This window comes from Actinophytocola sp. (genome assembly GCF_050699935.1).
Classification (GTDB): domain Bacteria; phylum Actinomycetota; class Actinomycetes; order Mycobacteriales; family Pseudonocardiaceae; genus Actinophytocola.
On the sequence record NZ_JBOHGB010000182.1, the window covers coordinates 1 to 13,483 of the forward strand.

Below are 13,483 nucleotides of genomic sequence, written 5' to 3' on the forward strand. Positions count from 1 at the left end.
GGACGGCTGGGCGAGGCGCGCCGGCTCGTCGCGCGGGCGCCGCGGGCGGGGTGGCGGTCGGCGGTTCGTCACGGGTGGGTCTCGGCCGAGATCGAGCTCAGCGCCGCTCGCGCCGGGGAGGCGGTCGCCCACGCCGGGCCCGCCGCGGAGCTCGCCGCCGAGTCGGGCTCGGCGCGGCACCGGATCAAGTCGAGCCTCGTGCTCGGCGCGGCCCTCATGGCCCGCGGCAGCCGGCCGGACGCCGCGAAGATCGTCGGCCCCGCGGTGGACGACGCGCGCGACCTCGGGTTGCTGTCGTTGGTCTGGCCGGGTGAACTGATCATGGCCGACCTGGAGCCGGACCGAGCGGACCAACACTGTCGGTGGTCCGCGCTAGCTTTACGGAGCGTGTTGCGTCGGACTGATCCGGTCGGCCGTCTGCTCGCCGAGCGCTCCCCGTGGGTGCCCCGGCTCGCTGGCCCAACTGGGTGACGGGGCGCGTACGGACATCTGGGCGAACTGGTCGGAAGAATTACCACCAGATCGTGTCAAGGTTCGCCCCGAAGCGTCCGATAGGGAGGAGTACGTCACTCGGCTGCAGGAAGGAGTCCCCGTGACGACGGTCTTGATTTGCGACGACCGCCGCGGCGTGCGGGAAGGATTGACCCGTGTCATGTCCGCGGTTCCAGGGGTTAGTCGCATCGACTGCGTAGCGCACGGTGACGAGCTGCTCGCCAGGTTCTCCCGGGCGCCGGTCGATGTCGTACTGGTCGGAACCCAGCGCGCGGTACCGACCGGCGTCGAGGCGACACGCCGGCTCGTGTCGGCCAACCCGCAGGCGAACGTGATCGTGTTCGGTGCCCCGGACGACGCCGGCAGCATCGCGGCCGCGATCGCCGGCGGGGCTCGTGGCTACCTCCGCTGGGACGCCTCGCGCCCCGAGTTGGTGGCCGCCCTGGCGCACACGCTCGCGAGCACCTCGGTGCCCGCGCCGCGCCAGCCGTCCGACCCGGGCGTCCAGCTCACCGACCGCGAGCTCCAGGTGCTCCGCGGCATGGCGATGGGCAAGAGCAACGGCCAGATCGGGCGCGAGCTCTACCTGTCGGAGGACACGGTGAAGACCCACGCCCGCCGGCTGTTCCGCAAGCTCGGCGTCCGCGACCGCGCCCAGGCCGTGGCCCACGGCTTCCGGCGGGGGCTCGTCTCCTGACGAACTCGAAACTCCCAGCTCCTAGAACACCCGAAAGACGCGAACCGGACGACGCCGCCCGCCCCCACGCGGGTGGGCGGCGTTCAGCGTGTTGTGTGGACAAATTCACGTGTAACCGTTGGACCCCAGGTAGAGGGCCGGTCACGGAGAGGCACCATGCCGTGTCGCCCACCTGCGCGTAAAGTGGCTCCTTTGTGCCGCGCGGTACGGTGTGTGACAACGGAGTGAGGGGCAGTACAACCCTCACGGGCTGTGACGTTGGACTGACCGTACCTGCACGTAACACCGAGGCTGCTCGCTGCGATGACCACATTGGGGGACGGACTGGACGCATCAGTAGGTGCTGCCGTCGAGGGCGATCCACGCGCCATTGACCGGGTGCTCGCGTCCATCCGGCCCTTAGTCGTGCGGTACTGCCGCGCGCGAGTGGGTAGGCAGGAGCGTTCGTTCGCTTCGGCGGACGACGTCGCACAGGAGGTGTGTCTCGCGGTGCTCACGGCATTGCCTAGCTACCGCGACCAGGGGCGACCATTCCTGGCTTTCGTGTATGGCATCGCCGCGCACAAGGTCGCCGACGCACACCGAGCCGCCGGCCGTAACCGATCCGAGCCGGTCGCCGACGTTCCCGACGAGCCGGAGACCGATGCCGGCCCGGAGCAGCGCGCCATGCAAGCCGACCTCAGCCGACGGATGAACGACCTACTGGATGTGCTGCCGGACAAGCAGCGAGACATTGTGCTGCTGCGAGTCGTGGTGGGACTCTCTGCCGAGGAGACCGCGGAGGCGGTCGGCTCGACACCCGGGGCGGTCCGGGTCGCGCAGCACCGTGCGTTGGCCCGGTTACGGAAGACGTTGTCCGCGGAGGAGGTGGTCTGAATGAGTGATCGGAGAGGTCACGGCGAGTCGGACATCGACCTGCCACAGGACGACCGGCCGACCGAGGCCGACCCTTCCGAGTACGACCTGTCGCTCGTGCACGCCGACGACGAGTACCTCGATCTCCTCGGCACGGCGAACCTCGACGACCCGGGCGGCGTGCCGGACGACCAGTTGAGCGCACTGCTCCTGTCGTGGCGCCGCGACGTCGAGACCGAGCCCATCGGCGATCTCGTCGACGAGAAGCTCGCCACCGTGACCCTCCACGCCGCGCGACTGCGCCGCAAGCGGCGTCCCCGCCTGCTCGTCCCCGTCGCCGCCGCGGCCGCCGTGCTGGCCATCGCGTTCGCCGGCATCGGCCTGGCCGCCCGTGACGCCCAGCCCGGTGACACGCTCTGGGCGCTGACCAAGGTGCTCTACGCCGACCACGCCCGCTCCGTGGAGGCCGCCGAGGAGGTCAAGGCGGACCTGCGCGAGGCCAAGGCCGCGCTGACCGACGGCGACCTCGACGAGGCCAAGTCCAAGCTCGAGGACGCGCACGCCGCGCTGCCCACGGTGTCCAGTGAGGACGGTCAGAAGGACCTCCAGAAGCAGCACGCGCAGCTGCTCGCGCAGATCCCGGGCAACCCGTCCGGTGAGGCGCCGCAGCCGCCGCTGCCGAACCCGACCACCGCTCCGGACCCCGGCACGGGCAGCGGGAGTGACACCGGCACCCAGACCGAGGTACCCACCAACCCGGACACCAGCGAGAGCACGTCGCCGGACGAGACGACCTCGCCACCGAGCACGACCTCGCCACCGAGCACGACCGAGGAGTCCAGGAGCGATCCGGAGGACCCGTCCGGCGAGGAGCCCATCGCCGAGCCGAAGGGTGCCGAGCTACCGCCGGAGCAGGACGGCACCATGGCAGGCGTGACGGTCGACTGAGCGCACGAGCTAGGCTTGCGCCATGACCGCAGGTCACGTGTACAGCCAGGCCCCCCGCTGCGGGGAGTGCGGCGGCTGTGCGCTGCTGATCGAGGAGGCCGCGCAGGCTCTCGTGAAGGAGTCCCTCGGCCGTCTGGTGGCCCAGCGGTGCCCGATCGAGGACGGCTGGCACGTCCGCACCCCGGCCGATAAGGCCCGCTGAACCACCCGCCCGGGTGCCTTGGGCCGCTGATATAGATCTGCGTGTCGTTCCCTAGTGGACATCTCCGGGGGTGCGAGAAGGGACCTGTGAGGTCCCTGAGCACGCGGGTCAGGCGCTGGGTCGTCGGGAATTCGCGATGACCGGCTCAGCGTTGCGGGCGGTCATCGCGCAGGTTGTGCGGGTGCTTTCGCCGGACGCGGTGGTGACGGTCGGGGTGGAGGCGGCTGGTCACTATCACCGGCCCTTACTGGAACGCTCGGCGTCGCCGGCCGGCGGGCAGACCGTGGAGTTTGAACCCGGCGCATGTCACCGAGCAGCGCCGGGTGCAGGGCCGGCGGCGGGTCAAGACCGACGCGATCGATCTGGAAGCGATGACCGAGTTGCTGTTGGCCGGCAAGGGAAACCAGCGTCGGCGCGGGAGGCGGTGCTCGTCGAGTTGGCTGGTTGGACCGCGCATCGGGCTCGTCGAGGTGGCATGCCGACCGACACCCGTGACACGACCTACAGCCAGCTAGTTCTGCTGCGGTGTCAGCGCTCGCTTGGCGGTCGCCGTGATGCCGTCGGTGAAGCCGCGGCAGTACTCCCACGACACGTACGCCGCCGGGTTCGGGTCGAACGCCGGTTCGTGGGGGCGCATCCGGCCGTCGTTGAGCAACTGCTCCAGCGATGCCCGCAGCAGCGCCCAGTCGTGGTAGTGCGGCTCCTGACACTCGGCGCAGTCCACCACCACGCCTCGCACGGCGCGCTGTTCGAGCAGGGCCTGGTACACGCCGAGGTCCCGCAGGTCCGCGAGCAGCTCGGCGCGCTCCTGCGCGCTGACGGGCTCCTCACCGGGCTCATCGGGGCCGTCGAGCGCCCGGGCGGGATCGTTCGGATCGCCGTCGAACGGGTCCGGAGGCATCGCGTCTTCCCTCACGACCTCGCACGGTACCGGGCCGACCCCACAAGCAGTCCAGATACCATGGGATATCGGTGTCCAACCTGCACAAACGGAAGGCGCACATGTCCACCCCTGAGGGAGTCCCGGCCAAGTTCGCCACGCTCGGCCTGACGTTCGACGACGTGCTGCTCCAGCCGTCGGAGTCCGACGTCGTGCCGAGCGAGGTGGACACCAGCACCCGGCTGACCCGAAACGTCACGCTCCGGATCCCGCTGGTCAGTGCCGCCATGGACACCGTCACCGAGGCGCGCATGGCGATCGCCATGGCCCGGCAGGGTGGCATCGGCATCCTGCAGCGCAACCTGCCCATCGAGGAGCACGCTCGGCAGGCCGAGACCGTCAAGCGCTCCGAGGCCGGCATGGTCACCGACCCGATCACGTGCCTGCCCAGCGACACGCTCGCCGAGGTCGACGCGCTCTGTGCCCGCTACCGCATCTCCGGCGTCCCGGTCACCGACGCCGAGGGCACCCTGGTCGGCATCATCACCAACCGCGACATGCGATTCGAGGTCGACCACACCAAGCAGGTCAGCGAGGTCATGACCAAGGGCCCGCTGGTGACCGCCCAGGTCGGTGTGAGCGCGGACGCTGCGCTCGGGCTGCTGCGCCGGCACAAGGTCGAGAAGCTGCCGATCATCGACGGCGCCGGCAAGCTGCGCGGGCTGATCACCGTCAAGGACTTCGTCAAGACCGAGCAGTACCCCAACGCCACCAAGGACCCCGACGGCCGGCTGATCTGCGGCGCGGCGGTCGGCGTCGGCGACGACGCGTACAAGCGCGCGATGACCCTGGTCGACGCCGGCGTCGACGTGCTCATGGTCGACACCGCCCACGGCCACTCCCGCGGCGTGACCGAGATGGTCGCGAGCCTCAAGAAGGAGCTCGGCGACGTCGTGGACATCGTCGGCGGCAACGTGGCCACCCGGGCCGGCGCGCAGGCGCTGGTCGAGGCCGGCGCGGACGGCGTCAAGGTCGGCGTCGGCCCCGGCTCCATCTGCACGACCCGGGTCGTGGCCGGGGTCGGCGTACCGCAGATCACCGCGATCTACCAGGCGGATCTGGCCTGCCGCCCGGCCGGCGTGCCGGTCATCGGCGACGGCGGCATCCAGTACTCCGGCGACATCGCGAAGGCCATCGCGGCGGGCGCGTCCGCGGTCATGCTCGGCAGCCTGCTCGCCGGCACGGCCGAGGCGCCCGGCGACGTGATCCTGGTCAGTGGCAAGCAGTTCAAGACCTACCGCGGCATGGGCTCGCTCGCCGCCATGCAGTCCCGCGGCGAGGGCAGATCGTACTCGAAGGACCGCTACTTCCAGGACGACGTCCTGTCCGAGGACAAGCTCGTGCCGGAGGGCGTGGAGGGCCGGATCCCCTTCCGCGGCCCGCTGTCCCAGGTCGTCCACCAGCTGGTCGGCGGTCTGCGGTCGGGCATGGGCTACACGGGTTCGCGGACGATTCCCGAGCTGCAGAGCGCGCAGCTCGTGCGGATCACCGCGGCCGGGCTCAAGGAGAGCCACCCGCACGACGTGACGATGACCGTCGAGGCGCCCAACTACACGTCGCGCTGACGCTGGCGCGGCGTAGGTGAGGAAGGACATCCCAGTGCCGGATGTTGTCGAGATCGGCATGGGCCGCACGGCCCGCCGCGCGTTCGGGTTGGACGAGGTGCACATCGTCCCGTCGCGCCGGACGCGTTCCTCCCAGGACGTGTCCACCGCGTGGCAGATCGACGCGTACCGCTTCGACATCCCGCTCGTGACCCACCCGACCGACGCGGTGGTCTCGCCGGCCACGGCGGTCGCGGTCGGCGGGCTCGGCGGTTTGGGCGTGCTCAACGCGGAGGGCCTGTGGGCGCGGCACCCGAACGTCGCGGACGCGCTCGCCAAGGTCCAGCAGGCCGTCGGCGACGCGGACTTCACCGCGTTGACGCGGGTGCTGCAGGAGTTGCACGCCGCGCCGATCCGCCCGGAGCTGATCGCCGAGGCGATTAAGAAGATCACCGGCGCCGGCGTGACCGCGGCCGCGCGGGTCAGCCCGCAGCGGGCGGCCGAGCTGACCCCGGATCTGCTCGCCGCGGGTGTGGAGATCCTGGTCGTGCAGGGCACGATCGTCTCCGCCGAGCACGTGTCCAAGGGCGGCGAGCCGTTGAACCTCAAGAGCTTCATCGCGGAGCTCGACGTGCCGGTGATCGCGGGCGGCGTGCACGACTACCGCACCGCCATGCACCTCATGCGCACCGGCGCGGCGGGCGTGGTCGTCGGGTACGGCTCAGGCCCGGTGACCACGACGGACAACGTGCTCGGCATCGGCGTGCCCATGGCCACGGCGATCATCGACGCGGCCGCCGCGCGGCGGGACTACCTCGACGAGACCGGCGGCCGGTACGTGCACGTGATCGCCGACGGCGGCGCCGAGTGCAGCGGCGACATCGCGAAGTCGATCGCGTGCGGGGCGGACGCGGTGATGCTTGGCGCGCCGCTCGCCATGACCACCGAGGCGCCGGGCCAGGGCCTGTACTGGACGGCCGCGGCGGCGCACCCTTCGCTACCGCGCAGCCGCGTCGCCCCGGTCGCCGCCGAGGATGAGTTCGTCGACCTGCGAACGCTGCTGTTCGGCCCGTCCTCCGACGCCGAGGGCATGATCAACCTGTTCGGCGCGCTGCGCCGCGCGATGGCGAAGACCGGTTACTCCGACTTGAAGGAGTTCCAGAAGGTCGGCCTCACCGTGCGCGTGTGACCGGGTGTGCCTGGTCCAGGTGGGCCCACTTGTGCCGCTGACCAGGCCCCGGCTGATCTGTCCACAGTGCGCGGAGCTGTCCACAGGCAAGATCGACATCGCCGTTCCCGTCGGCGGGTACCGATAGACTGGCCGTGGGTGGCCCCCCGGGATCGGGTGGGGCTTTCGTCGGTCTGGTGACACACGCGCGCGTGCGCGCGGGGGTTGTCGCGTGCGGCGGGGTGGCGGGGCGTCGGGCGGGCATAGTGGGGGCGGGTTAGCGAGAGAACCAGGCGGGCACCGTGATCGAGCGTGAGGTGGTGGCCGAGTCCGGCGACTTGGCACTGGTCGAGTTGGCCGAAGGCGACCAGGAGCGGCTGCGGGAGTTCGACGACGGCGCGTTCGACCCCGACGAGGACGAGCGGCCGGCGCTGTACGTTCCGGACGTGCACCGGCTGGGCGTGGTGCGCGACGGCGAGCTGGTGGGGTCGGTGAGCTGGCACGCCACCGGGTACGGACGGTCGTTCGCCAACTCGGCGTGGAACCTGGGCATCGGCCTGCTGCCGGCCGCGCGCGGAAAGGGCACGGGCGTGCGGGCGACCCGGCTGCTGATCCAGCACCTGTTCGCCACCACCGAGGTCGACCGGCTCCAGGCGGAGACCGCCGTGGACAACACGGCCGCGCACTGGACGCTGGCCAAGGCCGGGTTCCAGGCGGAGGGCAAGCTGCGTGGCGCGCAGCAGCGCGACGGCAAACGGCGCGACATGGTCCAGTTCGGCCTGTTGCGCGCGGATTTGGCCGCACCGCCGAAGGGCGCCCCGCGCGACATCGTCATCGAGCGCGACGGGGTCGGGCTGGCACAACCGGTGCCCGGCGAGCGGGAGCGGTTCTTCGCCGAGGCCAACGGCGGCTTCGAGGTCGATCGCGATGACCGGCCCGCTGTCGCCGGGCCGTCGCACAGCTTTCTGCTCAGCGTCCTCGACGCGGGCGGCGGCGAGTTGCTCGGCGGCGTCAGCTGGCACGCGGTCGACTACGGTGGCACGCTCGGCTGCCAGGCATGGAACATCGGGATCGGTCTCGTGCCCGCGGCGCGGGGACGCGGGGTTGGCGCGCTCGCGCAGCGGTTGCTGGTGGAGCATCTGTTCGCCGTCACCGAGGTTGACCGGATCGAGGCCGGCACCGATGTCGCGAACGTCGCCGAGCAGAAAGCGTTGGAGAAGGCCGGTTTCCGGCGCGAGGGCCTGCTGCGCGGCGCCCAGCTGCGTGGCGGTGCGCGGCGGGATCTGGTCCACTATGGACTCCTCCGCGCCGACCTGGTGACCACCGACGAGGAGCGGCGGAAGTTCGCCGAGTGCGACGGGGTGGCGCTCGCGGAGGCGTGGCCCGGCGACGGCAAGCAGGTGATCGACGCCGACGACGGCCGGTTCCAGCTCGACCCCGACGACCGGCCGCGGACCTGGCCCGCGCCGATCGTGCACCGCGCCGCCGTCGTCGAGGCCGGCGGCGGCCGCCTGCTCGGCATCGTCACGTGGCATGTCGTCGGCTACGGCGGGACGGTCGGCTGCGCGGCCTGGAACATCGGGATCGCGCTGCTCCCCGAGGCCCGCGGTCGCGGCGTGGGCAGCATCGCGCAGCGGCTGCTCGCCGACCACCTGTTCGCCACCACCGAGCCGGACCGGGTCGAGGCTGCCACCGGCACGGACAACGTCGCCGAGCGGCGGGCACTGGTCAGGGCCGGTTTCACCGAGGACGGCACGATCCGCGGCGCGCAGCTACGGGGCGGCCGACGGATGGATGTGGTGGTCTACGGGCGACTCCGTACCGATCAGTAGCTAAAGGCTGCCCGGGTCAACTAGCGTCGGTGCATGGACTACGACGTCGTGGTTGTCGGCTCTGGCTTCGGCGGCAGCGTCGCGGCGCTGCGGTTGACCGAGAAGGGCTACCGGGTCGCGGTGATCGAGGCCGGCCGGCGCTTCGCCGACGACGAGTTCGCCAAGACGTCGTGGGACCTGCGCAAGTACCTGTGGGCGCCGTTCCTGGGCTGCTACGGCATCCAGCGGATCCACCTGCTCAAGGACGTCATGATCCTCGCCGGCTCGGGCGTCGGCGGCGGATCACTGGTGTACGCGAACACGTTGTACCGGCCGCTGAAGCCCTTCTACACCGACCGGCAGTGGGCGCACATCACCGACTGGGAGGCCGAGCTCGCGCCGCACTACGACCAGGCGTCGAGGATGTTCGGCGTGGTGCCGAACCCGACGGTCACGCCGTCGGACGAGGTGATGCAGAAGGTCGCCGCCGACCTCGGTGTGCCGCAGACCTATCGCCCGACGCCGGTCGGCGTGTACTTCGGCAGGCCGGGCGAGACCGTGCCGGACCCGTACTTCGGCGGCGCCGGGCCCGTACGGACCGGCTGCACGGAGTGCGGCTCGTGCATGACCGGGTGCCGGGTCGGCGCGAAGAACACGCTCGTGAAGAACTACCTGTACCTGGCCGAGGAGGCGGGCGCGAAGGTCCTGCCGCTGACCACCGTGACGGCCGTCCGGCCCCGTGCCGCCGGTGGTTTCGACGTCGAGCTGCGGCGCACCGGCGGACGCGCCCGGGCCACGATCTCCGCGTCGCAGGTCGTCCTCGCGGCCGGGACGTGGGGGACGCAGCGGCTGTTGCACGCCATGCGGGACGCGGGTGAGCTGCCCGATCTCTCGCCGCGGCTGGGCGAGCTGACCCGGACGAACTCCGAGTCGATCATCGGGGCGGCGCGGACGTCCGTCGACCCGGAGCGCGACTTCAGCCGGGGCGTGGCGATCACGTCGTCGATCCATCCGGACGAGATCACCCACATCGAGCCGGTCCGCTACGGCCGCGGCTCGAACGCGATGGGCCTGCTCCAGACGATCGCGACGGACGGCGCGTCGTCGGTGCCGAGGTGGCTGCAGGCGTTGCGGTTCCTGGTTCGCCACCCGGTGCGGGCGGGCCAGATGCTGAAGGTGCGCCGGTGGAGCGAGCGGACCGTGATCCTGCTCGTCATGCAGAGCCTGGACAACTCGATCACGACGTACACGCGCCGGGGCCTGTTCGGCCGTCGCCGCCACACGTCCCGGCAGGGCCACGGCGAGCCGAACCCGACGTTCATCCAGGCCGGCTACGACGCGAACCAGCTCGCGGCCAAGCACATCGGCGGGATGGCCGGCGGGACGTGGGGCGAGGTGTTCAACATCCCGCTGACCGCGCACTTCATCGGCGGCTGCCCGATCGGTCTGTCGCCGTCCGAGGGCGTCATCGACCCGTACCACCGCGTGTTCGGCTACCCCGGTCTGTCGGTTGTGGACGGTGCGGCCATCTCGGCGAACCTCGGCGTGAACCCGTCACTGACGATCACCGCGCAGGCCGAGCGCGCCTTCTCGTTGTGGCCCAACAAGGGTGAGCTCGACCCCCGGCCCGCGCCGGGCGCCTCGTACGAGCGCGGCACCCCGGTGGCCCCGTCTCAGCCGGCGGTTCCGGCGGGCGCTCCAGCCGCGTTGGAGAAGCCAGGAAGGACGCCTTGCTGACGTTCGACGTCTGGAAGGCGTCCTTCCTGGCAGTCCGGCACGCTCGCGGCCGCCCGGCTCGGGGCGGGTGTGGCCGGGCTGTGGGCGTGGCAGGGTAGGCGGTGTGGGTAAAGCGTTCGCGTCCAGAGGGGACCTCGAGGCCAAGGCGGAGACCTTCGTCGAGCTGGCGCCCGGGGTCTACGCGTTCACCGCCGAGGGCGATCCCAACGTCGGGGCCATCGAGGCGGATGACTTCCTCGTCTGCTTCGAGGCCAGAGCCACGCCCGTCGCGGCCCGCAGGTGGCTGGCCAGGCTGCGGGAGCGGACCGAGAAGCCCGTCCGCTACCTCGTGCTCAGCCACTACCACGCGGTCCGGGTCCTCGGGGCCAGCGCGTTCGACGCGCACGAGATCATCACGCACGAGCAGACGCGGCGGCTGATCGCCGAGCGGGGCAAGCAGGACTGGGAGTCGGAGTTCGGGCGGATGCCGCGGCTGTTCGAGGAGCCCGACTCGATCCCGGGGCTGACCTGGCCCACGCTGACCTTCACCGACCGGATGGTCATCCCGCTCGGCGGCGAGCGCGAGCTGGTCCTCCAGTACTGCGGGCGCGGGCACACCGCGGGCGACATCGTGGCCTGGCTCCCGCGCGAGCGGGTCCTCTTCGCCGGCGACCTCGTCGAGGCGCGGGCCGCGCTCTACACCGGGGACGCCTTCCACGACGACTGGGCATCCTCCACTTTGGACCGCGTGGCCGAGTTGGACGCCGACGCGCTCGTCGGTGGGCGGGGGCCGGTCGTGCGGGGTGCGGACGCCGTGCGGGCGGCCATCACGCAGAGCCGGCACTTCCTCGACGAGCTGCGGCGGACCGTCGGTGACGTGCACGCCCGGCGCGGGTCGCTCGCGGCGGCGTTCCACGCGGCGCACGAGGCGCTCGCGCCGGAGTTCGGCGGCTGGCCGATCTTCGAGCACTGCCTGCCGTTCAACGTCCAGCGGTACTGGGACGAGCTCGACGGCATCGACTGGCCGCGGATCTGGACCGCCGCGCGCGATCGCGAGGTCTGGGCCGCGCTGCGGGGGGAGTGATGGATCCGGTCCTGATCGCCGGGGCGGGGCCCGTCGGGATGACCGCCGCGCTCCTGCTCGCCCGCCACGGCGTGCCGTCGGTGCTGCTGGAGGCGCAGACCGAGCGGACCGCGGAAGGCAGCCGGTCCATCTGCGTGCAGCGCGACGTGCTCGACATCCTGGAGCGGGTCGGGCTCGGCGCCCAGGTCGCGGACATGGGCGTCACCTGGATCCGCGGGCGCACCTACTACCGCGAGCACCAGGTCCTGGAGATCACCTTCCCCGAGGTCGGCGACTCCGCGTTCCCGCCGTTCGTCAACACCCCGCAGTCCGTCATGGAGCTTCTGCTGGAGCAGCGGGTGTACGAGGAGCCGCTCGCCGACCTGCGGTGGGACCACGAGGTCACCGGGGTCGAGCAGGACGCCGACGGGGTCACCGTGACCACCCCGAAGGGAACGGTTCGCGGAACGCACCTGATCGCCGCCGACGGCGCCCGGTCGGCCACCCGGTCGCTGCTCGGGCTGCCGTTCGAGGGAGTGTCCTTTCCGGACAAGTTCCTGATCGCCGATGTTCGCGCGGAGCTGGGCTTCTCCGTGCCGGAGCGGCGGTTCTTCTTCGACCCGGAATGGAATCCCGGCCGGCAGGTCCTGCTGCACCCGCAGCCGGGCGGCGTGTGGCGGATCGACTGGCAGGTGCCGGACGACTTCGACCTCGCCGCCGAGCGGGACAGCGGCGGCCTCGACAAGCGCATCCGCGCGGTCGTCGGTGACAAGGACTACGACATCGTCTGGCTGTCCGTGTACCGCTTCCACCAGCGGCGGGTGCCCCGGATGCGGGTCGGCCGCGCGCTGCTCGCCGGGGACGCCGCGCACGCGATGAGCCCGTTCGGCGCCCGCGGGCTCAACTCCGGCATCTGCGACGCCGACAACGTCGCCTGGAAGATCGCCCTCGACCGCGCCGGTCGAGCCGGGCCGGGCCTGCTGGAGTCCTACGACATCGAGCGCGGTGCCGCGGCCGCCGAGAACCTGCGGGTCACGGGCGACACCATGCGCTTCCTCGTGCCGCAGAACGACAAGGAGCGGGCGCACCGCGTCGACGTGCTCAGCCGCTCGGTCGACGATCCCGAGGCGCGCAAGGAGATCGACTCCGGCAAGCTCGCCGAGCCCTACTGGTACACCGACTCGCCGCTGACCACCGCCGACCCGTTCGTACGCACGCCCGCCGAGCCGGGAGTCGCGCGGCCGCCGGTCCCGGGTGTGCTGTGCCCGGACGCGCGGCTCGACTGGGGCATGCGGGTGCGTGAGCTCGTCGGTCCGGGGTTCGTCGTGCTGACGCACTGGTGCCCGTGGCGGCCGGCCGACGCCTGGGAGCGGGCGCTCACCAGGCAGCCCGTTCCACTCGACCAGGAGGAGGACGACTTCCTCGTGAAGGCGCTGCGGCTGCGACCGCGCTCGCTGGTGATCCTCCGGCCGGACGGGCACATCGCCGCGATCGTCACCGAGCCCGAGGCCGCGCCGATCGGGCCGCTGGTCACCGAGGCGCTGCGGCGGGCGACCGGGTGGGGCTCAGCGGGGTAGGTCGAGCTGGCCGGACTTCGCGGCCGCGATGAACGGGGCGAACGACTCGAACCGCAGGGTGGGGCCGGGGAGGTTCTTCGAGTCACGCACAGCGGACCACGCCAACTCGACGCAGTTGGTGTCAGCTGAGAAAGAACTCCGGGCGGGGCTTGCTCATCGTGCTCCTCCCGTGGCTGCCCAAGGGCGCTTGCCACACTGGCAAGCCATGCGCGGGATCGTCCCTCGTCCAGCGCAACCCTGTCCAGGTCAGCCACGATACGCCGGTACCCATCCACGGTTTCCTTCTGCTCCAAGAAGGCCGTCGAGTTCAGGTTCTCGACATAGACCACGGGGTTCAACTCTGAGAGCCTGTCCTTGATCCCGGTGTTGGGCATAGGTCGGGCCTCTGCTAGATGATCTTGACACCACATCATGATCACGACCAGCAGAGGCCCGGCCCACTTTGTACCCTGTCGCCGATCTGCCCATGT

General features: G+C 71.3%; 11 protein-coding genes and 3 pseudogenes. 11 read left to right on the top strand and 3 right to left on the bottom strand.

Annotation, left to right across the window (positions count from 1 at the left end; all coding sequences use genetic code 11):
* The 5 genes and pseudogenes from ACRDTB_RS33890 to ACRDTB_RS33910 all read left to right on the top strand — a co-directional run.
* Nucleotides 1-471 (top strand): annotated as a pseudogene (locus tag ACRDTB_RS33890) (hypothetical protein); the annotation flags it as partial.
* A 121-nt stretch (nucleotides 472-592) separates the two neighbouring features.
* Entirely contained in the window at nucleotides 593-1,189 is a 597-nt protein-coding gene (locus ACRDTB_RS33895; protein WP_075138006.1) for a response regulator transcription factor, read from the top strand.
* 303 nt (nucleotides 1,190-1,492) lie between these two features.
* Complete coding sequence (locus ACRDTB_RS33900) at nucleotides 1,493-2,065, top strand: sigma-70 family RNA polymerase sigma factor (RefSeq protein ID WP_331078254.1); 573 nt, start codon at nucleotides 1,493-1,495, stop codon at nucleotides 2,063-2,065.
* Nucleotides 2,066-2,992, top strand: a complete 927-nt coding sequence (locus tag ACRDTB_RS33905; RefSeq protein WP_431436302.1) for an anti-sigma-D factor RsdA — start codon at nucleotides 2,066-2,068, stop codon at nucleotides 2,990-2,992. It abuts the gene before it with no gap.
* A gap of 22 nt (nucleotides 2,993-3,014) precedes the next feature.
* Nucleotides 3,015-3,194 (top strand): hypothetical protein, encoded by a 180-nt coding sequence (locus ACRDTB_RS33910; protein WP_431436303.1) that lies wholly within the window; start codon nucleotides 3,015-3,017, stop codon nucleotides 3,192-3,194.
* A 511-nt stretch (nucleotides 3,195-3,705) separates the two neighbouring features.
* Here the strand turns inward: ACRDTB_RS33910 and ACRDTB_RS33915 are convergent.
* A complete protein-coding gene (locus tag ACRDTB_RS33915) occupies nucleotides 3,706-4,095 on the bottom strand; it encodes a DUF5319 domain-containing protein (RefSeq protein ID WP_431436311.1) in 390 nt (129 codons plus the stop codon).
* A 101-nt stretch (nucleotides 4,096-4,196) separates the two neighbouring features.
* Here ACRDTB_RS33915 and guaB point away from each other — a divergent pair, with 101 nt between their 5' ends.
* From guaB to ACRDTB_RS33945, 6 genes are all read left to right on the top strand, one after another.
* The gene (guaB, locus tag ACRDTB_RS33920; RefSeq protein WP_431436304.1) at nucleotides 4,197-5,699 is read left to right on the top strand and encodes an IMP dehydrogenase; all 1,503 of its coding nucleotides are present in this window, start codon (nucleotides 4,197-4,199) and stop codon (nucleotides 5,697-5,699) included.
* Nucleotides 5,700-5,733: 34 nt separating this feature from the next.
* Nucleotides 5,734-6,867, top strand: coding sequence for a GuaB3 family IMP dehydrogenase-related protein (locus tag ACRDTB_RS33925; RefSeq protein ID WP_431436305.1), 1,134 nt, complete (start codon nucleotides 5,734-5,736; stop codon nucleotides 6,865-6,867).
* Between the two features lie 281 nt (nucleotides 6,868-7,148).
* Nucleotides 7,149-8,678 carry a GNAT family N-acetyltransferase gene (locus ACRDTB_RS33930; RefSeq protein ID WP_431436306.1) on the top strand — a complete coding sequence of 510 codons (1,530 nt, stop codon included), beginning with the start codon at nucleotides 7,149-7,151 and terminating at the stop codon, nucleotides 8,676-8,678.
* 33 nt (nucleotides 8,679-8,711) lie between these two features.
* Nucleotides 8,712-10,394 carry an FAD-dependent oxidoreductase gene (locus ACRDTB_RS33935; RefSeq protein WP_431436307.1) on the top strand — a complete coding sequence of 561 codons (1,683 nt, stop codon included), beginning with the start codon at nucleotides 8,712-8,714 and terminating at the stop codon, nucleotides 10,392-10,394.
* 103 nt (nucleotides 10,395-10,497) lie between these two features.
* The gene (locus tag ACRDTB_RS33940; protein ID WP_431436308.1) at nucleotides 10,498-11,457 is read left to right on the top strand and encodes an MBL fold metallo-hydrolase; all 960 of its coding nucleotides are present in this window, start codon (nucleotides 10,498-10,500) and stop codon (nucleotides 11,455-11,457) included.
* Nucleotides 11,457-13,013: an FAD-dependent monooxygenase gene (locus ACRDTB_RS33945; protein WP_431436309.1), complete on the top strand. Its 1,557-nt coding sequence runs from the start codon at nucleotides 11,457-11,459 to the stop codon at nucleotides 13,011-13,013. The genes ACRDTB_RS33940 and ACRDTB_RS33945 overlap by 1 nt, the downstream gene beginning before the upstream one ends.
* Here the strand turns inward: ACRDTB_RS33945 and ACRDTB_RS33950 are convergent.
* Together ACRDTB_RS33950 and ACRDTB_RS33955 are read right to left on the bottom strand one after the other, a co-directional pair.
* Nucleotides 13,002-13,142 (bottom strand): annotated as a pseudogene (locus tag ACRDTB_RS33950) (DUF397 domain-containing protein); the annotation flags it as partial. The gene ACRDTB_RS33945 and the pseudogene ACRDTB_RS33950 sit on opposite strands and share 12 nt — an antisense overlap.
* 80 nt (nucleotides 13,143-13,222) lie before the next feature.
* Nucleotides 13,223-13,426 (bottom strand): annotated as a pseudogene (locus ACRDTB_RS33955) (Scr1 family TA system antitoxin-like transcriptional regulator); the annotation flags it as partial.
* Nucleotides 13,427-13,483 lie beyond the last annotated feature (57 nt).